Below are 19,908 nucleotides of genomic sequence, written 5' to 3' on the forward strand. Positions count from 1 at the left end.
CCCATTATTCGTCTTTTCGCACCACGCCGCTCACCCGGCCAACGCTACTGCGACCGCCTCGATCGCCTCCGCTGCACGTCCGCCGTCCGGACCGCCGGCCTGGGCCATGTCGGGCCGCCCGCCGCCGCCCTTGCCGCCGAGCGCAGCCGAAGCGACGCGCACCAGATCCACGGCGCTGACTTTCGAAGTGAGGTCGTCGGTGACCGCCACCACGGCGCTCGCCTTGCCGTCGCCGCTGACGCCCACGAAGGCGACCACGCCCGAACCGAGCGTCTTCTTGCCGTCGTCCGCAAGGCTCTTCAGGTCCTTCGGCTCGACGCCGGATACCACCCTGCCGAGGAACCGGACGCCGCCGATCTCGCGGGCGGCATCCCCGGAGCCGTTCTGACCGTCACCCGCGAGCGCGAGTTTCTTCTTCGCCTCGGTAAGTTCCCGTTCCAGCTTGCGGCGCTCGTCGAGCAGCGCCTCGACGCGCCCGAGGACATCCGAGGGCTGGACCTTCAGGGCAGATGCCAACGTCTTGACCCGCTCATCCTGTTCGTTGAGATAGGCTCGCGCGGCCTCACCGGTCAGCGCCTCCACCCGGCGCACGCCGGCGCCGACAGCGCTTTCCGAGACGACGCGAACGAGGCCGATATCGCCCGTAGCGGACACATGCGTACCGCCACAGAGCTCGACCGAATAGGGCCTGCCGGCTTTGGAGCCGCGAAGGCCCTGCCCCATGGACACGACCCGCACCTCGTCGCCGTATTTCTCGCCGAAGAGCGCCATGGCGCCCTCGGCGATCGCATCGTCGACGCTCATCAGCCGTGTGACGACCGGCGTGTTCTGGACGATGATCTCGTTCGCCATCTCCTCGACGATCTTCAGCTCCTCCGCCGTCATCGGCTTCGGATGCGAGACGTCGAAGCGCAAGCGCTCAGGCGCGACGAGCGAGCCCTTCTGGGCAACATGGGTACCGAGGACCTCGCGCAGCGCCTCGTGCAACAGATGCGTCGCGGAATGGTTGGCGCGCAGGCGCGCACGGCGCGCATGGTCGACCGTCAGGGCAGCCGCTTCGCCGGTCTTCACGCTGCCTTCCTCCACGGTGCAATAGTGGACGAAGAGCCCTTCGCCACGTTTCTGCGTGTCGGTCACAGTAAGCTTGCCGGTCTCGGTGGCGATGACGCCGGTGTCGCCCATCTGGCCGCCGGATTCGCCGTAGAAAGGCGTCTGGTTCAGAACCAGCTGTACGTTCTCGCCCTTGGTGGCCGCCTCGACGACGGCACCATCCCTGACGATCGCCTGAATGACCCCTTCAGCCGACTCGGTGTCGTAGCCGAGGAAGTCGGTCGCGCCGTGCTTATCCCTGAGCTCGAACCAGATGGTCTCGGTCGCGGCTTCGCCGGAGCCGGCCCAGTTGGCGCGGGCCTCGGCCTTCTGCCGCTGCATGGCGGCCGTAAATGCGTCCGTATCGACGCCGATGCCCTTGGCGCGCAGCGCGTCCTGGGTGAGGTCGAGCGGAAAACCGTAGGTGTCGTAGAGCTTGAACGCCGTCTCGCCGTTGAACTGGTCGCCTTCGGAAAGATCGGCCGAAGCCTCCGCCAAAAGGTTGAGGCCGCGCTCCAGGGTCTTGCGGAAGCGGGTTTCCTCCAGCTTCAGCGTTTCCGAGATTAGCGCTTCGGCGCGGACGAGTTCCGGGTAAGCGCGGCCCATCTGGCCCACGAGCGCCGGCAGGAGCTTCCACATCAGCGGATCCCGCGCGCCGAGCAACTGTGCGTGGCGCATGGCGCGGCGCATGATTCTGCGCAGAACGTAACCGCGGCCCTCGTTCGACGGCAGAACCCCATCGGCGATCAGGAACGCGGAGGAACGCAGATGATCGGCGATGACGCGATGGCTCGCGCGCCGGTCCCCCTCGGCCTTCACGCCGGTCGCCTCTTCGGAAGCCGCGATCAACGCGCGGAAAAGGTCGATGTCATAATTGTCGTGCTGGCCCTGGAGCACGGCGGCCACGCGCTCCAGCCCCATGCCCGTGTCGATCGAAGGCCGCGGCAGGTCGACGCGCTCTTCCTTGGTGATCTGCTCGTACTGCATGAAGACGAGGTTCCAGATCTCGATGAAGCGATCGCCGTCTTCCTCGGCCGAGCCGGGAGGTCCGCCCCAGATATGATCGCCGTGATCGTAGAATATTTCCGAGCACGGGCCGCATGGACCGGTGTCTCCCATGGCCCAGAAGTTGTCGCTCGTCGCGATGCGGATGATGCGATCGTCGCTCAGGCCGGCAATCTTCTTCCAAAGGCCGAATGCCTCGTCGTCGGTATGGTACACCGTGACGAGCAGACGCTTGGCATCGAGCCCGTATTCCTTGGTGATCAGGTTCCAGGCAAGCTCGATCGCGCGCTCCTTGAAATAGTCGCCGAAGGAGAAATTGCCGAGCATCTCGAAGAAGGTGTGGTGACGGGCGGTGTAGCCGACATTGTCGAGGTCGTTATGCTTGCCGCCGGCGCGCACGCATTTCTGCGCCGTCGCCGCGGTCGAATAGGGTCGCTGCTCGAGCCCGGTGAACACATTCTTGAACTGCACCATGCCCGCATTGGTGAACATCAATGTCGGGTCGTTGCGCGGCACGAGTGGGCTGGACGGCACGACCTCGTGACCGTACTTGCGGAAATAGTCGAGGAACATCGACCGGATTTCATTCACGCCGCTCATCTTGCGTCCTATCTGTGTACACTCCGGCGGCAACCCGATCTCTCCAGGCTGCAAGCCGCACTTTTCAACCCCGCGCTTAGGCGCGTCGCATTCAATTACGTCACGCCTCCCGCCGGCCGAGCCGTCGGAACCACAGGCTTTTATCGTCCGCATTTCATGCTGTCCAGCGGGCAGCAAAAAACCGGCCGCAGGTGACGACGGCCGGCTTCGCACGCTTGAACGAGACGGTTGCTGCCGATTACATATCGGCGGCTTCGTCGCCGTCGCTTTCCGGCCCGCCATTCTCCAGGAACCGGTCGGCTATGAGACCGGCATTCTGCCGCAGAGCCGTCTCGATTTCGCGCAACAGTTCGGGATTCTCCCGCAGGAAGAGCTTGGCGTTTTCCCGTCCCTGGCCGAGCCGCTGGCTGTTATAGGAAAACCAGGCGCCCGATTTCTCGACGATGCCCGCCTTGACGCCGAGATCGATCAATTCGCCCGTCTTCGAAACGCCTTCGCCATACATGATGTCGAACTCGACCTGCTTGAAGGGCGGTGCCATCTTGTTCTTGACGACCTTGACGCGGGTCTGGTTGCCGACGACTTCCTCGCGCTCCTTGACCGAGCCGATACGGCGAATGTCGAGGCGCACCGAGGCGTAGAACTTGAGCGCATTGCCGCCCGTCGTCGTTTCCGGCGAGCCGAACATCACGCCGATCTTCATGCGGATCTGGTTGATGAAGATCACCATGCAGTTTGACTTGGAGATCGATGCCGTAAGCTTGCGCAGCGCCTGGCTCATGAGGCGCGCCTGCATGCCCGGCAGACTGTCGCCCATCTCGCCCTCGATTTCGGCGCGCGGCACGAGTGCGGCCACCGAATCGATGACGAGAATGTCGATCGCACCCGAACGGACCAGCGTATCGGTGATTTCCAGCGCCTGCTCGCCCGTATCAGGCTGCGAAATCAGAAGATTTTCGAGATCCACCCCGAGCTTTCGCGCATAGACCGGATCGAGTGCGTGTTCGGCATCGACGAAGCCGCAGATGCCGCCCTTCTTCTGTGCCTCGGCAATGGTCTGCAGCGCCAGCGTGGTCTTGCCCGAGCTTTCCGGTCCATAGATCTCGATGATGCGGCCTTTCGGCAGGCCGCCGATGCCGAGCGCGATGTCGAGGCCGAGCGACCCGGTGGAGACGGTTTCGATCTCAACTACGCTGTCCTTCGCTCCGAGCTTCATGATCGATCCCTTACCGAACGAACGTTCGATCTGGGAAAGAGCCGCTTCAAGTGCCTTGCTTTTGTCCACCGATTTGTCCTCTACGAGCCGCAAAGAATTTTGTGCCATTGGTCCACCTTTAGGTTATTGGAGCTATCGAGGCAATGAAGCCGCCGCAAGCCTTTTTGTACATGTTTTGTTCCAACTTGGCAATGGCACGTCAAGCAATTGAAATTGCACGGAATATTTCACTACGTTCGATTCTTGTTCACGCCTTTCGTCCACAGTATCCACAAGTTGCGCGTCAACGCATGCCGGCTTTCACGCGCCGCCCCGATTCGCTTCGTGATTCACGATGGATCAAAGCCGGACAAAGCCCTAAAAGGTAGTACGAAACGATAGATCGGAATGCCGGCGGAAGAGAGACTTCGCCACCTTTTCTCCGCCGTTCATCGAGGACCAGATGCAAGCACAGGTGAAGTCGCAGAACATAGCCGTTTTTGGCGGCGCTCATATCGACCGGCGCGGCCGGATCAGCGGCGCGACGACACCGGGCGCGAGCAATCCGGGCACCTGGTTCGAGGAAGCCGGGGGCGGCGGCTTCAATGCAGCGAGAAATCTCGCGCGCCTCGGCCATCGCGTAACCATGATCAGCCCGCGGGGCGGCGATCCCGCCGGCGACACGGTGGCGGCCGCTGCGGAAGCTGCCGGTGTGATCGATCGCCCTTTTACCTTTCTCGATCGCAAGACGCCGAGCTATACGGCAATCCTGGAAAACGACGGCAACCTCGTCATCGCGCTCGCGGACATGGACCTCTATGCTTTGTTTACGCCGCGCCGGCTGCAGCAGCGGACCACGCGCGAGATTTTAGCGGCGAGCGAACTCGTGCTGATGGACGCCAATCTGCCGGAGGAGACGTTGACGGCGCTTGCCGGCACCGCCGCGAAGTTCAGCCCTCTCCGTGCCGGTATCGCCGTTTCTCCGGCAAAAGTGGTCCGCTACCGCGCGTGCCTCGACGGGCTCGATTTCCTGTTCATGAACGAGGCGGAGGCGCGCGCGCTGACCGGAACCGAGGCCGCAACCGCCGCGGAATGGCCGTTGCTGCTGCGCTCCGCCGGTCTTTCCGGCGGTGTCGTGACGCGCGGAGGCCGGGCCGCGGTCGCCTTCGACGGCAAGGGTGCCTGCCTCGCTACGCCGCCGGCTCTTTCAGCACTTGCCGACGTCACCGGCGCCGGCGATGCGCTCGCCTCGGGCTTTCTCGCCGCCCGGCTTGCCGGTGCGGATCTTGCCGCCTGCCTGCGCCGGGGCATGGCGGCCGCCGTCATAACGCTGCATTCGCCCTACGCTGCCTCCGAAGAGATGCTGCCTGACAAGCTGGAGCAAGTGCTGCGCCTTGTGCCGGAAGCGGAAATGCTGGCATGAGAATTGGCAGCTGAATGGGAGCCGGGTAGCGCGGAATGCGGGCGGTTCTTCCGCACCCTCTGCTCCAGGCACCGGAATCGATCAGGCACCCCCGATGCAATTTGCCGTCGGATGTCATCAATCAAGGAAACGATCATGACCAAACCCTCCTCCCCGTCCCTGCCGATGGAATATTCAGATGAAGTCGCGGCCGCCAAGCAACGAGGTGCGCCGATCGTCGCGCTGGAATCCACGATCATCACGCATGGCATGCCCTATCCCGGCAACCTCGACATGGCCCGCAGCGTCGAGACGATCATCCGCGAACAGGGTGCCGTGCCCGCGACCATCGCCGTAATCCATGGGGTCCTCCATATCGGTCTGGACGATGCCAAACTGGAGGCGCTGTCGAAGACGCAGGGCGCGATGAAACTTTCGCGCGCCGACCTCGCCTTCGCGATCGCCGAACGCCGCACCGGCGCCACGACCGTTGCCGCAACGATGATCGCCGCTGCCCGTGCCGGCATCCGGGTTTTTGCGACCGGCGGCATCGGCGGTGTTCACCGCGGAGCGGAGCAGAGCTTCGACATATCGGCGGACCTGGACGAACTCGCACGTACCGGCGTCATTGTCGTCTGTGCCGGCGCCAAGGCCATTCTGGACATTCCCAAGACGCTCGAAGTGCTCGAAACCCGCGGTGTCCCTGTCGTGACCTATGACAGCGAGAACTTCCCGGCCTTCTGGTCGCGTGAATCCGGCCTCAAGAGCCCGCTGATGCTGAACAGTCCGGCGGCAATCGCCAGTTTCCAGCGGACGCGCGAGTTGCTCGGGATCGACGGCGGAATGCTTGTCGCCAATCCGGTGCCGGAACAAAGCGAAATCCCGCGCGAGGAGATGGAGATCTATATCACCCGCGCACTCGACAATGCGGCGAGCGAGGGCATTTCCGGCAAGGCGGTCACACCGTATCTGCTCGACAACCTCTTCCGTTTGACGGACGGGCGCAGCCTGGAAACCAATATCGCGCTGGTCGAGAACAATGCGCGCCTTGCCGCCGGGATCGCTGTCGCACTCGCTGCGAAGTAACCGCAGAAATGGAATAGGAAGGCGAAGGGGATCTGCCGCGCCGCCGTTTGCCCTTCTCCCTATCGAAATGGGGAAGATGCCGGCAAACGGCGAAGAGCACAGGTTCGGAGGAGAAACCTCGTCAGCTGTCGAGCATCTCGCGCACGGCGACGGCAAGTTGCTTCAGCGAGAAGGGCTTCGGCAGGAAGCCGAACTTCGCGTCGGCCGGCAGATTTCGCGCAAAAGCATCTTCGGCATAGCCGGATACGAAGATGAACTTCAGGTCCGGATATGTCTTGCGCAGCTCGCGCAGCAGCGTCGGCCCGTCCATCTCCGGCATCACGACGTCGGAGACGACGATATCGACGGCGCCTTCGAGTTCGTCCATGATCTCCAGCGCTTCGATACCCGATCCCGCTTCGTGAACCGTATAGCCGCGCGTCTCCAGCATGCGCTTGCCGCCGCGCCGGACCGCTTCCTCGTCCTCGACGAGCAGCACGACCGCCGAATCCCCGGTCAGGTCGGCAGGCTCGGCCCGAGGCATCGGCACCGCAACCGGTTCGCTCCTCGCCGGCGCCGCGGATTGCGCTGCGGACGCGTCCTCATCCTGGATTTCGGGCACGTCGACATGCCGCGGCAGCAGGATGCGGAAGGTCGTACCGCTGCCGATCTCCGACTCGGGATAGATATAGCCGCCGGACTGCTTCACGATGCCGTAAACCATCGACAGTCCGAGCCCTGTGCCCTTACCGACATCCTTCGTGGTGAAGAAGGGCTCGAAGATCTTGTCCATGATTTCCGGCGGAATGCCGGTGCCCTGGTCGGACACCTCGACCATGACGAAGTCTTCCTCGGGCAGTTCGCGCCGTCCAAGCGCCGACACTTCGCTCGCCGGCAGATTGCGCGTCCTGAGCGTGATGATCCCGCCCGCAGGCATGGCGTCGCGGGCATTGACGGCGAGGTTCAGGAGCACCTGCTCGAACTGGCCGAGGTCGGTCTTCACCGGCCAGAGATCGCGGCCATAGTCGACCTCCACCTTGACGTTGGTGCCGGTCATGCGGTCGACGAGCATCCTGAGATCGCCGATGACGTCGGTGAGATTGAGCACCGTCGGACGCATCGTCTGCTTGCGCGAGAAGGCGAGCAGCTGCCGCACAAGCACGGCTGCCCGGTTGGCGTTACGCTTGATCTCCATCAGGTCCGCGAAGGTCGCATCCGCCGGCCGCGCCGATAGCAGCAGATGGTCGGCGGAAAGCAGGATGGCGGTCAGGACGTTGTTGAAATCATGGGCGATGCCGCCGGCGAGCGTTCCCACGGCATTCATCTTCTGCGTCTGCGCCATCTGGTTTTCGAGCGCCTTCTGCTCGGTGATCTCCAGAGCATAGATGATCGCAGCCTCCTCGGGCGCCTGATCGCTCTGGTCGATGACGGCATTGACGTAGAAGCGGAAGTGACGCCCATCATCCTTGGGATGAAGCGCGTCGATCGGGGCAATATCGCTCTGCCGGTCCTTCGCGGCAGCCAGCGACTCCTGCAGACGCCCTCTCTCGGATTGGTGCACCACGGCGTCGATCAGGGCCCCACGCTCGACCTCGTCCTGCGAAACGAGCCCGGCGAAGAGCTTCATGAACGGAGCGTTGGTTCGGAGAATGCGGCCGTCTCCATCCACCGAGGCGATCGCCATGGGCGTGTTGTTGAAGAAGCGGGTGAACCGCATCGCGGCATTCGACGCCGACTGATCGCCGTCGTCGCCTTCCCGCGACATCACGATCGTCCGGCTTTCGCCGGGCGCACCGTCCCGTGCCGAGGAAACGCGATGAATCAGGCGTACCGGCAGGCTCTGGCCGTTGGTCTTTCTGAGATCGAGGTCCAGGATCTTGGTTTTCTTGAGACCGGGCTCCGCCTGTACCGATTGTACCAGCGCCAGCCCCTCGCCCGCGACGAGATCGGCAATGCTGACGGAGCCAGGCTGGAACTTGGTCAGGTCTATTCCGAGCCAATCGGCGAGCGTCGCGTTGATATAGAAGATCTCGCCCTTGCGCCCGGCGGAGAAGAAGCCCGCGGGTGCGTGGTCGAGATAGTCGATCGCGTTCTGCAGTTCCTTGAAGAAGCGCTCCTGCTCGTCGCGCTCCGCGGTAATATCCGCGATCTGCCACAAGTAGAGCGGATTGCTGTCGGCATCCTCGAGCGGCAATACCCGCGCCTTCAGCCGATACCAATGGGCGCCGGAACCGGCCACCTTGCCGTTTGCCAGAGGTTTCAGCAGCCGGAACTCCTCATGTCCCTGCTTGCCCTCATGCAGACCGTTGGTCAGGCGATAGATCGCTTCGGTGGCCTCGCGGTTGCGCGACAGGATCGTTTCGAGCGACTGGATGCCTGCCGCACTCTTGGTGCCCGTCAGGGCACCATAGGCTGCGTTGGCATAGATGATGCGCCCCTTGCGGTCGGTCACGATCGTCCCGTCTTCATGCGCGTCGAGGAAGGCGCGCGCCAGTTCGTCCGGCCGCGATTGCGGCATCACTTCGATAAAACCGATGACGGAAGAAACGAGGAAGAATATGCCCACCATGGCCAGCACGCCGAGAATGCCGAGCACGATCTCGTTTTCGAGCTGGTCCTTGAAGACGACGAAAGCGGCAGCCGACGCGGTGAGGACGATCGCAAGCAGGATGATCCTGAGGATGGTTCCCGGACGAACGCCCCGGTCAACGACCGGCATCTGGTAGTCACCTGCCTGCCGCAATTTCGTCATCGGGTCCTCACCTGCTGCCGGGTCGCATCGAACGCGATCCCGAGCGCTTGCAGTGCCGTACATCCCCGTGGATGCACAAGGGCCGCTGCAATACTTTGAATTGCCGCATGATTATCCCCAATCCGTTTCCGGCTTGAGGAACCATGCGGTGGCCGGGTCCGAAGGCATCGTCGCGAATCGATGGCCGCCCTCCGCGCTTTCGCGCATCGACCTGGAATCATCTTTAACAATCAGAGATAACAGCAAAAAGCGTCTCTGCGGAAGCGCTGCGGTCAATTCACAGGGAATGTCGGGCCGAAGCTTGTCCAAGCCCGAAAAAAGCCGTCAAATATTGACATGCGAAGCGGCAGTAAGGAGTTCAGCCTATGTTGGAAACAATCCTCGGGGACAACGCCAGCCGGTTCATGATCGCCGCCGGAGCGGTTGCGATCGGTCTCTTGTGCCTCGTCGCCGTGCTTCGGCTCATGCGCAACAAGCCCTCCTCTCCCTTCGTCCGCGGCGGCAAGAACAGGCAGCCGCGGCTCGCGGTGCTCGATGCCGCCGCAGTCGACACGCGTCGGCGGCTGGTGCTCGTCCGCCGCGACGACGTCGAGCACCTGATCATGATCGGCGGCCCGACGGACATCGTGATCGAAAGCCGCATCGCGCCCGAGGGAGAAGTTCCGGTTCCGGCCGCACTTCAGGCGGAGCCGGAAGAAAAGACGACCCGCGCCCCGATTGCGGAAACCCGGCCTCAGCCGGTTCCTTCCCCTGTCCCGCCCGAACGCCCTCTCCCGACGGAAGCTGCCGCCGATCCCGTTCGGCAACCGGCGCGCCCGAGCGAGCCGCCGCGGGTCGCCGCGCGCCCGGAGCCTCCGGTGCGGGTGGTTCCGGATCAGCAAGGCCCCGCACTCGGCTCACCGCAGCCGCAGCAGGTCTCCAGGCCTTTACCTGCGCCTCACATTCCGCCGGTATCAGCCATCGAGCCGTCGCACACCGATTTCAGCGCGGTGCGTGACCGCTCGCTTCCGGTGGAGCCCGCTGCTCGCGAAGAGCGCCCCGTCCCGCTTACGGCGCTCGAGCCGGTAAAGGGCATGCCGGGCCAATCTCTCCCGCCTCGGCCCGCAGCGCCGGAAGCGGCCGCGGAATTCGAGCGCATGCTCGATGCGGAAATCAGCGGCGATCTCCAGCGCTTCTCACCTTCAGGGCCGCCGCGTCCGAAGATCAGGCCCGCCGGTCGCCAGGAACCGGTACTCGGATCGCCTTCGCAGGAGACCCGCAAGGAGCCGACGATCGAAGAAGAAATGGAAAGGATGCTCGCCGATATCTCCGTGAGCCGCAAATTGTAACTCGTACGCCGCGGAACAACGCATCGGTGCACAAATGAAAACGGCGCGGTCGAACCGCGCCGTTTTCGATAGTCCCAACGGTGTCCCGGGACTTATTCGTCCCGGTAGACCTTCTCGCGACGCTCGTGACGTTCCTGCGCCTCGATCGAGAGAGTTGCGATCGGCCGGGCGTCCAGGCGCTTCAGTCCGATCGGCTCCCCGGTTTCCTCGCAGTAGCCGTAGGTGCCTTCATCGAGCCGCTGCAACGCGGCATCGATTTTGGCAATCAACTTCCGCTGACGGTCCCGAGCGCGCAACTCGATCGCCCGGTCCGTTTCGGACGAGGCGCGGTCCGCAAGATCAGGATGATTGGCGCTCTCCTCCGCCAGGTGATCCAGTGTCTCGCGGGCCTCGCGAAGGATGTCGTTTCTCCAGGCATTCAGCTTCGCACGAAAGTATGCCCGGTGGTTCGCATTCATAAAATCCTCGTCCTCCGACAGGACATAGGTACTAAGATCGATCTTCTCACTCAACGCGATTCTCCTGAAGAACATCTCATTGCGGCGGTGTATAGACCTATGGAAGCTCTGATTCAAGCCTTGTAATCAGTGCTTAACTGCATTTTAACACTGCCCGCATCGCAGGCTAACCGGCTAATATTTCATCACAATTACACGTAAAGTCTTGAACGCCGAAATACCGCTCACCGCCGACGGCATCGGCCGCTTGACGTTCCACGGGCGAGCACGGCGGCATTTCGGATTGCGACATTTGGTGCGCGACCCGCATCGGTTCAATGGGCGCACCGGATCAAAAAACCGCGAAACGCGGCTTGATCTTTACGCCGACCGGCGGGACAACGGAGCATCCGCAAGGCGTTTCCAGCCGTCGGCACCACGGGCGCCTCCATCCTGGGGATTTCCAACACCGGGTGAATACATGCAAGACAGCGTCGTCCCGGCCTTCCAGCTTCTGCTTCTTCGCCACGCCCGATCGGGCTGGGCTCTGCCCGGCCAGAGCGATTTCGATCGCGCGCTCGACGATGTCGGCTTTGCGGAGGCGGAACTCACGGCACAGTCCGCAGCCGACCATCGCATCAGGCCGGACCTGATTCTTTGTTCGACGGCTGTCCGCTGCCGGCAGACGGCCGAACCGCTATACCGCGCATTTGGCGAAGATATCGACATTCGGTACCTCGACCCACTCTATACCGGTCCCACGACCGTCTATGCCGACCTTGTCGAGGCGCATGCGAGCCGACCCTCGCTGATGATCATCGGACACAATCCGATGATGGAGGAGCTCTTTCGACGAATTCTGGGCGAAGAACGGGCGGCTGCGGCACTCGCTGACGGATATCCGCCGGCCGGAATGGCGGTGATCGATTTTGCGGCGCCGCCGAAAGCCGGAAGGGCATGGACAGCGACACTTTCGAAGTTCCTCGTTCCCGCCCTTGAAGAAGCCGCGAAAGGATGAAGCCCTGCCAGCCGCTTCCGCCTGCGGAAACGGCGAATTCGCTTCGCCTTGTTGCGCTGACGGAAACATTTCCTATATCGCTCCAGACGCTACGCGGATGCCCGCGACCCGGTTGGGATATCGGCAAATCAAACGTACCGCTCATCATTCCCGAAGGGACGAAACAATTTGGCGCCCATTCTCACCAGTTTCAAAGACGACGCGCTGATCGCCCTGGACAATCTCGCCGACCGCGCCGCGGGTCTCGTTACCCCGTCCGTCAGGCTCGGTGTCACCGGCCTTTCGCGGGCCGGCAAGACCGTTTTCATCTCTTCGCTCGTCCACAACCTGCTGAACGGAGGGAGGCTGCCGGTATTCGAACCGGTCCGGTCGGGCCGGGTATCCAAGATCCGGCTCGAACCGCAGCCCGACGACGCGGTGCCGCGCTTTCAATATGAGGATCACATTGCGGCGCTGGTCCGGGATCGGTCCTGGCCGGATTCGACCAGGGCCATATCGCAGCTGCGGATCACCCTCGATTACGAAAGCGCCAGCGGCTGGAACCGTCTGTTCTCTCCCGGGCGGCTGTCGATCGACATCGTCGATTATCCCGGCGAATGGCTGCTCGATCTGCCGCTGCTCGGCCAGGATTTCCGGCAGTTCAGCGACGCAACGGTTCAACGCGCACGCACCGGCATGCGCGCCGACCTGTCGAGCGAGTGGTTGGGACTTGCCGTCGCGCTCGGAGCCTCGGCGCCGGCCGACGAAGGCAGCGCCCGCCGGCTTGCCGAGAGTTTCACCGCCTATCTCAAGGCCTGCAAGGACGACGACCGGTCCCTCTCCACCCTGCCACCTGGCCGCTTCCTGATGCCGGGGGACCTCGAAGGGTCGCCGGCGCTTACCTTCTCGCCGCTCCCCGACCTGCCTGCGGGCCGCGCCCCAAAGGGTTCGCTCTGGGCGATGATGGAGCGCCGCTACGAAGCCTACAAGACGCATGTGGTAAAACCGTTCTTCCGCGAACATTTTGCCCGCCTCGACCGCCAGATCGTGCTTGTCGACGCGCTTCAGGCGGTCAACCGCGGCACAGAGGCGCTGAAGGATCTGGAACAGGCTCTGGCAGACGTGCTTGCCTGCTTCCGGCCCGGCGTCAACTCCTGGCTGACTTCGTTCGTCACGCGCAAGATCGACCGCGTACTGATCGCCGCCACCAAGGCCGATCACCTGCACCACGAAAGTCACGACCGGCTCGAGCGCATCACGGCTCGCCTCGTCAGCCGGGCGACCGAGCGAATAGGAATGAGCGGGGCGGGCCTTGAGGTCATGGCGCTCGCATCTGTCAGAGCGACGCGCGAAGCCACCGTAGACCACGATGGCCATCGTTTGCCCGTGATCGTCGGAACGCCGATCGCCGGTGAAAAGATCAACGGCGAGATATTCGACGGCGAAAAGAAAACAGCGATATTTCCTGGAGACTTGCCGGAAGATCCTGAACTTCTTTTTGAAGCCGTCGACCGCGTCTCCGCATCGGCCCTATCCGCCTCCGCCCCGGAGCAAGCAATGCCGGAACTGAATTTCGTCCGCTTCCGGCCGCCGCATCTCGAGGAGACGCGCGGCGGTTTGAAACTCTCCGTGCCGCATATCCGGCTCGACAGGGCCATGCAGTTCCTACTCGGAGATCGCCTGGCATGAGTGATGACTTCAACGACCGTCGACGCAGGCCGGCCGCCTTTTCCGTCGAGGCCGAGGAGGCCACCAAACGCGAGATGGAACAGACGCCGCGGCGCCCACCGGGGAGTTTCAGCGAAAAGATCGTCATGACGCCCGATGCCGAGGACCCGTTCATCGGGACCACCGCGGCGATCGAATCGCTCAACCTGCCGGAAGCAAAGCCGCAACGGCGCCGGCTCTCCTTCGGCAAGATCGCCGGGGGGGCTTTCGGCATCCTCATTTCGCTCGCGGTCGGGCTTTGGATCGACCGGCTTGTGCGCGACCTCTTTTCGCGCGCCGACTGGCTTGGCTACGGGGCCGTCGCAGTCGTGGCGATCGGCGTCGTCGCTTTCCTGATCGTGGTCGCGCGCGAAGTCTTCGGCATGATGCAACTGACTGCCGTCCAGACGCTGAAAGCCGATCTGGCCGCGGCCGCCGCGGCCGGAAAGACGCAAGCCGCACGTGCTGCGACCGCGAGGCTCGTTCACCTGCTCGCCGGCAATCCCCGGACGGCCAAGGGCCGTGCCCGCCTGACGGAGACCGAGGGCGATATCATCGATGCACCCCATCTCATCGAACTGACGGAGCGTGAATTGCTGGCGCCGCTCGACCGCGAGGCGCGGCGGATCATTCTTGGCGCCGCGAAGCGGGTGTCGATCGTGACTGCCGTCAGTCCGCGCGCACTCGTGGACCTCGGCTACGTGATCTACGAATCCGCGCGGTTGATCCGTGCCATGGCCGAACTCTACGGCAGCCGCCCGGGCACGCTCGGCCTGCTGCGCCTGATGCGCGACGTCATCGCGCATCTCGCCGTCACCGGCTCGATCGCCGTCGGCGACAGCCTCATCCAGCAGATCCTCGGCCACGGCCTGGCATCCAAGCTGTCCGCCCGCCTCGGCGAGGGCGTGATCAACGGGCTGATGACGGCGCGCATAGGGATCGCGGCGATGGATCTCTGCAGGCCGATGCCGTTTCGCGCGCTGAAGCGCCCCAGTATCGGCGACTTTCTGGGCGACCTGGCGCCCGGCGCCGCACGGTCCGAGGACGCAGCCGGCTGATCGTCGATCGATCGCCGGCGCGCCCTGCCCTCTACGCAAGATAAGCGGCCCAGAAGCCGGGCTGAAACCATCCGTTAACCATTTTCACGGCAATGTAGACGTCAGTTTCCAGCTTGATCCATCAAGGACTGCTCATGCTCTCGCGCCCTTCTCCGATTGTTCGCGGCATTGCCGTTATCGCGCTCGTCGCCGCCGCGGGCCTTGCGACACCCGCGTTCTCCGGCGCCCGTGACAAGGCGTTCTTCGACAGGATTGCCGGGCAATGGAAAGGCCCGGGCGAAATCGTTGCCGGCAAGTACAAGGGCACGAAGTTTACCTGCGATCTTACCGGTGAAGCGGCACCCGGCAACGAAGCCGGCCTGAAACTGGACGGCTTCTGCCGCGTCGGGGTATTCAAGCAGCCGATGTCGGCGACGATCGTCCGGAAGGGCAACAGCTACACCGGAAAGTTCCTGGACGGTGCCGAGGGCAAGGGTCTCGACGTCGTGTCCGGCAGCGTTGCCAAGGACAAGGTGGTCGTCGGGATCAACCGCAAAAAGCTCAATGGCGCGATGATCGCGCGCCTGCACGGCGAAGAAACAATGAACATCACGATCTCGGTGAAGGTCGAGGACACCATGGTTCCGGTCATCGGTGTGAGCCTCAACCGGCAGATGGACGATATCGCCGTCGGTTCGATCGAGTAACCACCCTTCCCGACAGACCTGTACGAGCACGGCTTCTCCGCTTATTGCTCCGCGCGCCACCATTCGACGTTTTCGTCGGCCACTTCGATACCCTTCACATCCGCCTGGCCCAGCCATTCTCTGACTGTCCGTCCGTCGACGGCAAGGTCTGCGGCAAAGTCGGCGAGCGGCTTCAGCACGAAGCCGCGTTCGGTCATGCGCGGATGAGGCAGCGTGAGCGTCGCGCTCGCCCTGTTGAGGTCACCGAAGGTCAGGAGATCGATGTCGATGGTGCGGGGACCCCAGCGCTCCATTCTCACACGCTTCATGGCTCGTTCGATCTCGAGACAGGCGGCAAGCAATGCCTCTGGTTCCAGCGTCGTTTCGACTTCCGCACAGGCGTTGAAGAACCAATCCTGATCCGTCTTGCCCCATGGCGGCGTGCGGTAGAGCCGCGAAACCGCGACGATCCGGCAATCCGACCGCGCATCGAGCGCCCGCAGGGCTTCTGCCATCGACCGGCGCGGATCGCCGAGATTGCCGCCGAGACCGAGTATCGCGTGCCGCCAGCTCCTATTCGGCGACATGCTCGACCGTGACTTCCACGTAGTCCAGGATGCCCGGAACCGGCGCGTTCGGCTTGCGGATGGAGACCTTTGCCCGGCGAATCTGGCGAAAACGGGCGCAAAGCGTCTTGGCGACCTCAAGCGCCAGCGCTTCGATCAGGTAACGCCGGCGTCCAGTGACGATCCTCTCGATCTCGGCGAAGGCGATGCCGTAATGCACGGTGTCGTCGATGCAGTCCTCGGCAAGCGCCGTCCCCTGGTCGACGACCAGTTCCGCATCGACGAAGAAACGCTGCCCGAGAAACTCCTCTTCGTCGAGCACGCCATGGCGGGCAAAGAACGCGCAGTTCTTCAGTGTGATCGTGTAGGTCGCAGTCATGGCTTCATGTCCCGTCAGCTGATCTTTGCGGCCAGCATAGCATCGGCCACCGCTAACGCATCCCTGTTGATTGCGACATCGTGTACCCGAAAAATCGCAGCGCCGGCAGTTCTGAGGAGCGCCGTCGTCGCGGCGGTACCGACGTCGCGGTCTTCCGCCTCTCGGCCCGTCACCGCACCGACGAAGCGCTTGCGCGAAGTTCCGACAAGAAGCGGCCGTCGAAACCCATGCAACGCCCTGAAGCGCGCCATCAGTTCGAGGTTCTCGTTCGTGTCCTTCGCGAATCCAAAGCCCGGATCGAGCACGACCCGTTCCCGCGCCACGCCGGCGTCGGCGGCGATCCGCAGAGACCGTTCCAGGAAATGGAACTGATCCTCGATCACATCGCTCAGTTTCTCCCGATCGCGTCCGGTATGCATGATGCAGAGCCCCGCACCCGTCTCGGCCGCCACGGCCGCGATCGCCGGCTCGCGCTGCAACCCGTGCACGTCGTTGACGATGTGGGCGCCGGCGTGAACCGCCAAACGCGCGGTTTCCGCGCGGTAGGTATCGACCGAGATGACGGCCCGGGACTGCCGCGCGATCGCGGCGATAACGGGCAGAACGCGGGCCTGTTCCTCGTCGGCGCTGACCGGTTTGGCGTCCGGTCGCGTGGATTCGCCGCCGATATCCAGGATTTCCGCACCCGCCTCCAATGCGCGCAGCGCAGCTCTGACAGCAGCGTCGGGATCAGCGAAGCGCCCGCCGTCGGAAAATGAATCCGGTGTAACATTGATGATCGCCATCAAAACGCCACGCGGGCCCAGTTCGAGATCGCGTCCATGCGCCAATTGCCAGCGCCAGGGCTGAAATGGATCGTATGTCATTGTTCCGGTCCGCAGCTGAACGGTTTGAATTCACCGCCCGTCATGGTGCAAATATATCATTCGAAAGCAACATGTTATGACGCCTTCCTCACGCACCTTGCAAGCTTGTCGACGTCGGTTGGGGCCGATTTGTGTTGCGCTGGCTTTGGCTATGCCCCAAGCTTCAATGAAGTTCAACCGGCGAGAACGCGCTTCCATGCCCCGACTACACATCCCGCTGCGTGCAGCCCTGGTCGCATTGCTCGTCGGAGTCCCGTTCGGCAACGCCTCAGGCGAAACACTGATCAGCAAGAGAATCTCCTACTTCTCGATCGGCGGGCGCACGGCCGCAGAACTCGACAAGGCGCTTTCGGCGTCCGGCCCTATGATGAAGAGCACCGGAACGCGGCATCCGGGCGCCACCCGGATCAAGTTCGGCGGCACGGTCACCTATGTTAGTCGCGACGACCGCTGCGCGGTGGGCTCGGCCAAAGTCACGCTCAACACGCGCATCATTCTGCCACGCTGGAAGCATCGTCGACAGGCGGGCCGCGATCTGGCCCTGGTCTGGGACACGCTGGCGAGCGACATCAAGCGCCACGAGGAACGCCATGCGGAGATCGCGCGCATCCATGCGCGCCAGATGGAAAAGGCACTGCTTTCACTGAAAGCCGAGGACAGTTGCGAGCGCATGCAGGCCCGGGTAGCGGAAGTAAGCGCCGAAGAAGTCGAGCGGCACGACAAGGACCAGGCGCGCTTCGACCGCACCGAGGCGGCGAATTTCGACCGGCGGATGATCCGGTTGCTGCAATACCGCCTCGAAAGCCTGAAGAAGAACGCCAAGGCCCGCTGATGGCGTGAGGCAGGCCGTGCATCGCCGCGGCGCGAAGCGCGGGACCGTGTCTGCGCTTTCGATCGGAATACCCCAAAGAAACGGGGGGATATAGTTTCCGCTTCAGAAGAAAACGACGGGAACCCACAGTATTTTACTGGCAGAATCTAGCGATAGCGGGGCGCAGCCGACTCAGCTATATTAAAATCATGCAACGAGCGGAGGAACCGAAGTTCAACTGCTCGATGAAGTTGACATTGGATTGCGGATCAATACCGAGATCTCGCGTTTTAGTGGCAACCGGCGTGAGTTTGGCTTCGTCGTCTTCGGCTATTGCAGCATTATCCGGACGATGAGGCAGCACAGGTTCTCCTGGCGTGTCCTGGTGCGGCAGATGTTCCCTCCCTCATCTGCATGCGATGCGCCCTCCTAGCCTCGCTTGTCGATTGACCGGCGAGGCTTTTTTTTTGCAACGACGGCCGTTCGAGCCGATCAGGCCTGGCGCTCGGGGACATGAACGACAAGCCCGTCCAGAGCTTCGCTCATCTTGATCTGACAGGAGAGACGCGAGGTCGGACGCACGTCGTAGGCGAAGTCCAGCATATCCTCTTCCATCGCTTCCGGCGTGCCGACCTGCGCCGCCCAGGCCTCGTCGACATAGACATGACAGGTGGCGCAGGCACAGGCCCCGCCGCACTCCGCCTCGATCCCGGGGACCGAATTGCGGACCGCATTCTCCATGACCGTGGAGCCGTTCTCGACATCGAGTTCGTGGCGCGCGCCGTCAAAGGCTACGATCGTAAGTTTTGTCATTTTTCTTTCCGGAACGAATTGAGGGGCCGGCCGGCTGGCACAGGGCTTGTCAGGACTAGGCGGTGCCCCGGCTTTGAATTCAGGGCACGTTCTTCCAACAAATCAACCGGCCAGTCAACACGATGCGGCCGGTCCGCACAGCCTCAAATTGCCGCGGCGGTCGGGCAGATCGCGTTTAATGATAGGTTTTAAGCCATCCCGCCCAAAAGTGCGCAGCGGTTTTGGGACAACGACATGCACAATAACGACAAGCTGCAGCCAGATCACGTTCATGTTTCTAGGTCGGGGTCGACCGACATGAGCGTGACCGGCCCCAAAAAGTTAGAGCGGGATGCGAGCGGAAAACCGCGCCCGCTTTCCTCACCCCGCTCTTGCGCCCGATAGGTGCGCGCGCTTCAGGTCAACGGCAGAGTTTCAAAACGAAGAGCTCAGCCTCGAGAACGGCAGCGCCGAGAGCGCTCCGCAGAGCAGCATCGGCGGGACATTTCTCGATGGCGGCTGCAGCCTCGGCGACCGCGACCGCACCGACCGCGAGAGCCGCCCCCTTCAGACGGTGGGCCTCCTGGCTGCAGGCCTCTGCGTCACGTTCCGCCATCTCGGCCATCGCCTGGCGTGCCTGACGCGCAAAGAGCTTCAGAACCTCGGTCTCGAGCGCCGTGTCCCCCATCGTCTGTTTGTAGAGATGCGCAAGGTCGATGGGATTCCTGCTCGAGGGAGTGGAACTTGCGGGGATGTCCGGTGCCTCGAAGGCTATCTTGAGTGCCGCCATGGGCTCGCTTCCTACAATCGATTTCGCGTAAACAATCGCACCGTTTTCAAACAGGATTATCGGTGCGCGGCACTGCCATTGACCTAAAACGCGGCGCAATGGAGGCAGAAAAATTGAGGAAATGGTTAACGACCATTAAACCGGCTGATTCCCTTGGCTTTTCGGGTCCCGAGGGCTCGCTTCCGTTAAGAAATCATTAGGATTTTAATGAATGGGGAACGCTCATAATTGTAAGAGCCCGGCTAATGTGTCACTACGATACGATTAGGAACGGGTCCGTATATGAAAATGGCAACTGTTCCGGTGGATAAGCTGCGTCCCAAGGTGTCGCAGGACATAGGCTGCGGCTATCCATCGAGGCGATGTAATGGGTGATCAGTCAATCTGTGGCTTCGTTGCGAAGC

The 19,908-nt window shown here is 62.8% G+C and carries 17 protein-coding genes; 8 read left to right on the top strand and 9 right to left on the bottom strand.

The genetic code is table 11. From position 1 onward, the window contains the following. Nucleotides 1-30: 30 nt before the first annotated feature. A complete protein-coding gene (gene alaS, locus ACTJKL_RS17360) occupies nucleotides 31-2,694 on the bottom strand; it encodes an alanine--tRNA ligase (protein WP_440853401.1) in 2,664 nt (887 codons plus the stop codon). A 238-nt stretch (nucleotides 2,695-2,932) separates the two neighbouring features. After that, entirely contained in the window at nucleotides 2,933-4,018 is a 1,086-nt protein-coding gene (recA, locus tag ACTJKL_RS17365; protein WP_010969478.1) for a recombinase RecA, read from the bottom strand. Between the two features lie 334 nt (nucleotides 4,019-4,352). On the opposite strand from recA, the gene ACTJKL_RS17370 reads away from it, so the two are divergent. Together ACTJKL_RS17370 and ACTJKL_RS17375 are read left to right on the top strand one after the other, a co-directional pair. Beyond that, nucleotides 4,353-5,312, top strand: a complete 960-nt coding sequence (locus ACTJKL_RS17370; protein ID WP_379943542.1) for a carbohydrate kinase family protein — start codon at nucleotides 4,353-4,355, stop codon at nucleotides 5,310-5,312. 135 nt (nucleotides 5,313-5,447) lie between these two features. Beyond that, on the top strand, nucleotides 5,448-6,377 hold the full coding sequence (locus ACTJKL_RS17375; protein ID WP_100673131.1) for a pseudouridine-5'-phosphate glycosidase: 930 nt from the start codon (nucleotides 5,448-5,450) through the stop codon (nucleotides 6,375-6,377). Between the two features lie 121 nt (nucleotides 6,378-6,498). On the opposite strand, the gene cckA is transcribed toward ACTJKL_RS17375, so the two are convergent. After that, the gene (gene cckA / locus ACTJKL_RS17380) at nucleotides 6,499-9,108 is read right to left on the bottom strand and encodes a cell cycle histidine kinase CckA (protein WP_338282907.1); all 2,610 of its coding nucleotides are present in this window, start codon (nucleotides 9,106-9,108) and stop codon (nucleotides 6,499-6,501) included. A gap of 365 nt (nucleotides 9,109-9,473) precedes the next feature. Here cckA and ACTJKL_RS17385 point away from each other — a divergent pair, with 365 nt between their 5' ends. Then, nucleotides 9,474-10,436 carry a flagellar biosynthetic protein FliO gene (locus tag ACTJKL_RS17385; RefSeq protein WP_440853402.1) on the top strand — a complete coding sequence of 321 codons (963 nt, stop codon included), beginning with the start codon at nucleotides 9,474-9,476 and terminating at the stop codon, nucleotides 10,434-10,436. 92 nt (nucleotides 10,437-10,528) lie between these two features. Here the strand turns inward: ACTJKL_RS17385 and dksA are convergent, their stop codons facing one another. Next, nucleotides 10,529-10,948, bottom strand: coding sequence for an RNA polymerase-binding protein DksA (gene dksA, locus ACTJKL_RS17390; RefSeq protein WP_003532995.1), 420 nt, complete (start codon nucleotides 10,946-10,948; stop codon nucleotides 10,529-10,531). A 406-nt stretch (nucleotides 10,949-11,354) separates the two neighbouring features. Here dksA and ACTJKL_RS17395 point away from each other — a divergent pair, with 406 nt between their 5' ends. From ACTJKL_RS17395 to ACTJKL_RS17410, 4 genes are all read left to right on the top strand, one after another. Further along, nucleotides 11,355-11,891 carry a SixA phosphatase family protein gene (locus ACTJKL_RS17395; RefSeq protein WP_275599841.1) on the top strand — a complete coding sequence of 179 codons (537 nt, stop codon included), beginning with the start codon at nucleotides 11,355-11,357 and terminating at the stop codon, nucleotides 11,889-11,891. Between the two features lie 168 nt (nucleotides 11,892-12,059). Then, entirely contained in the window at nucleotides 12,060-13,559 is a 1,500-nt protein-coding gene (locus ACTJKL_RS17400; protein ID WP_275597840.1) for a YcjX family GTP-binding protein, read from the top strand. Beyond that, on the top strand, nucleotides 13,556-14,635 hold the full coding sequence (locus ACTJKL_RS17405; protein ID WP_379943553.1) for a YcjF family protein: 1,080 nt from the start codon (nucleotides 13,556-13,558) through the stop codon (nucleotides 14,633-14,635). The genes ACTJKL_RS17400 and ACTJKL_RS17405 overlap by 4 nt, the downstream gene beginning before the upstream one ends. 134 nt (nucleotides 14,636-14,769) lie before the next feature. Beyond that, nucleotides 14,770-15,321 (top strand): hypothetical protein, encoded by a 552-nt coding sequence (locus ACTJKL_RS17410; protein WP_018095108.1) that lies wholly within the window; start codon nucleotides 14,770-14,772, stop codon nucleotides 15,319-15,321. A 41-nt stretch (nucleotides 15,322-15,362) separates the two neighbouring features. Here the strand turns inward: ACTJKL_RS17410 and folK are convergent, their stop codons facing one another. The 3 genes from folK to folP are packed head-to-tail and all read right to left on the bottom strand — an operon-like array spanning nucleotide 15,363 to nucleotide 17,111. After that, nucleotides 15,363-15,887, bottom strand: a complete 525-nt coding sequence (gene folK / locus ACTJKL_RS17415; protein WP_440853403.1) for a 2-amino-4-hydroxy-6-hydroxymethyldihydropteridine diphosphokinase — start codon at nucleotides 15,885-15,887, stop codon at nucleotides 15,363-15,365. Next, a complete protein-coding gene (gene folB / locus ACTJKL_RS17420; protein WP_018095110.1) occupies nucleotides 15,874-16,245 on the bottom strand; it encodes a dihydroneopterin aldolase in 372 nt (123 codons plus the stop codon). Before folB ends, folK begins: the two co-directional genes overlap by 14 nt. A gap of 14 nt (nucleotides 16,246-16,259) precedes the next feature. Then, complete coding sequence (folP, locus tag ACTJKL_RS17425) at nucleotides 16,260-17,111, bottom strand: dihydropteroate synthase (RefSeq protein ID WP_275597839.1); 852 nt, start codon at nucleotides 17,109-17,111, stop codon at nucleotides 16,260-16,262. A gap of 196 nt (nucleotides 17,112-17,307) precedes the next feature. Between folP and ACTJKL_RS17430 the strand changes: the two genes are divergently transcribed. Continuing rightward, on the top strand, nucleotides 17,308-17,943 hold the full coding sequence (locus tag ACTJKL_RS17430; protein ID WP_275597838.1) for a DUF922 domain-containing Zn-dependent protease: 636 nt from the start codon (nucleotides 17,308-17,310) through the stop codon (nucleotides 17,941-17,943). Between the two features lie 471 nt (nucleotides 17,944-18,414). Here ACTJKL_RS17430 and ACTJKL_RS17435 read toward each other — a convergent pair whose 3' ends face one another. Together ACTJKL_RS17435 and ACTJKL_RS17440 are read right to left on the bottom strand one after the other, a co-directional pair. After that, entirely contained in the window at nucleotides 18,415-18,735 is a 321-nt protein-coding gene (locus ACTJKL_RS17435; RefSeq protein WP_029957011.1) for a 2Fe-2S iron-sulfur cluster-binding protein, read from the bottom strand. 400 nt (nucleotides 18,736-19,135) lie between these two features. Next, nucleotides 19,136-19,504 carry an Hpt domain-containing protein gene (locus ACTJKL_RS17440; protein WP_440853404.1) on the bottom strand — a complete coding sequence of 123 codons (369 nt, stop codon included), beginning with the start codon at nucleotides 19,502-19,504 and terminating at the stop codon, nucleotides 19,136-19,138. Nucleotides 19,505-19,908 lie beyond the last annotated feature (404 nt).

It is taken from the genome of Sinorhizobium sp. 22678 (assembly GCF_052044265.1).
Taxonomy (GTDB): Bacteria; Pseudomonadota; Alphaproteobacteria; order Rhizobiales; family Rhizobiaceae; genus Sinorhizobium; species Sinorhizobium meliloti_A.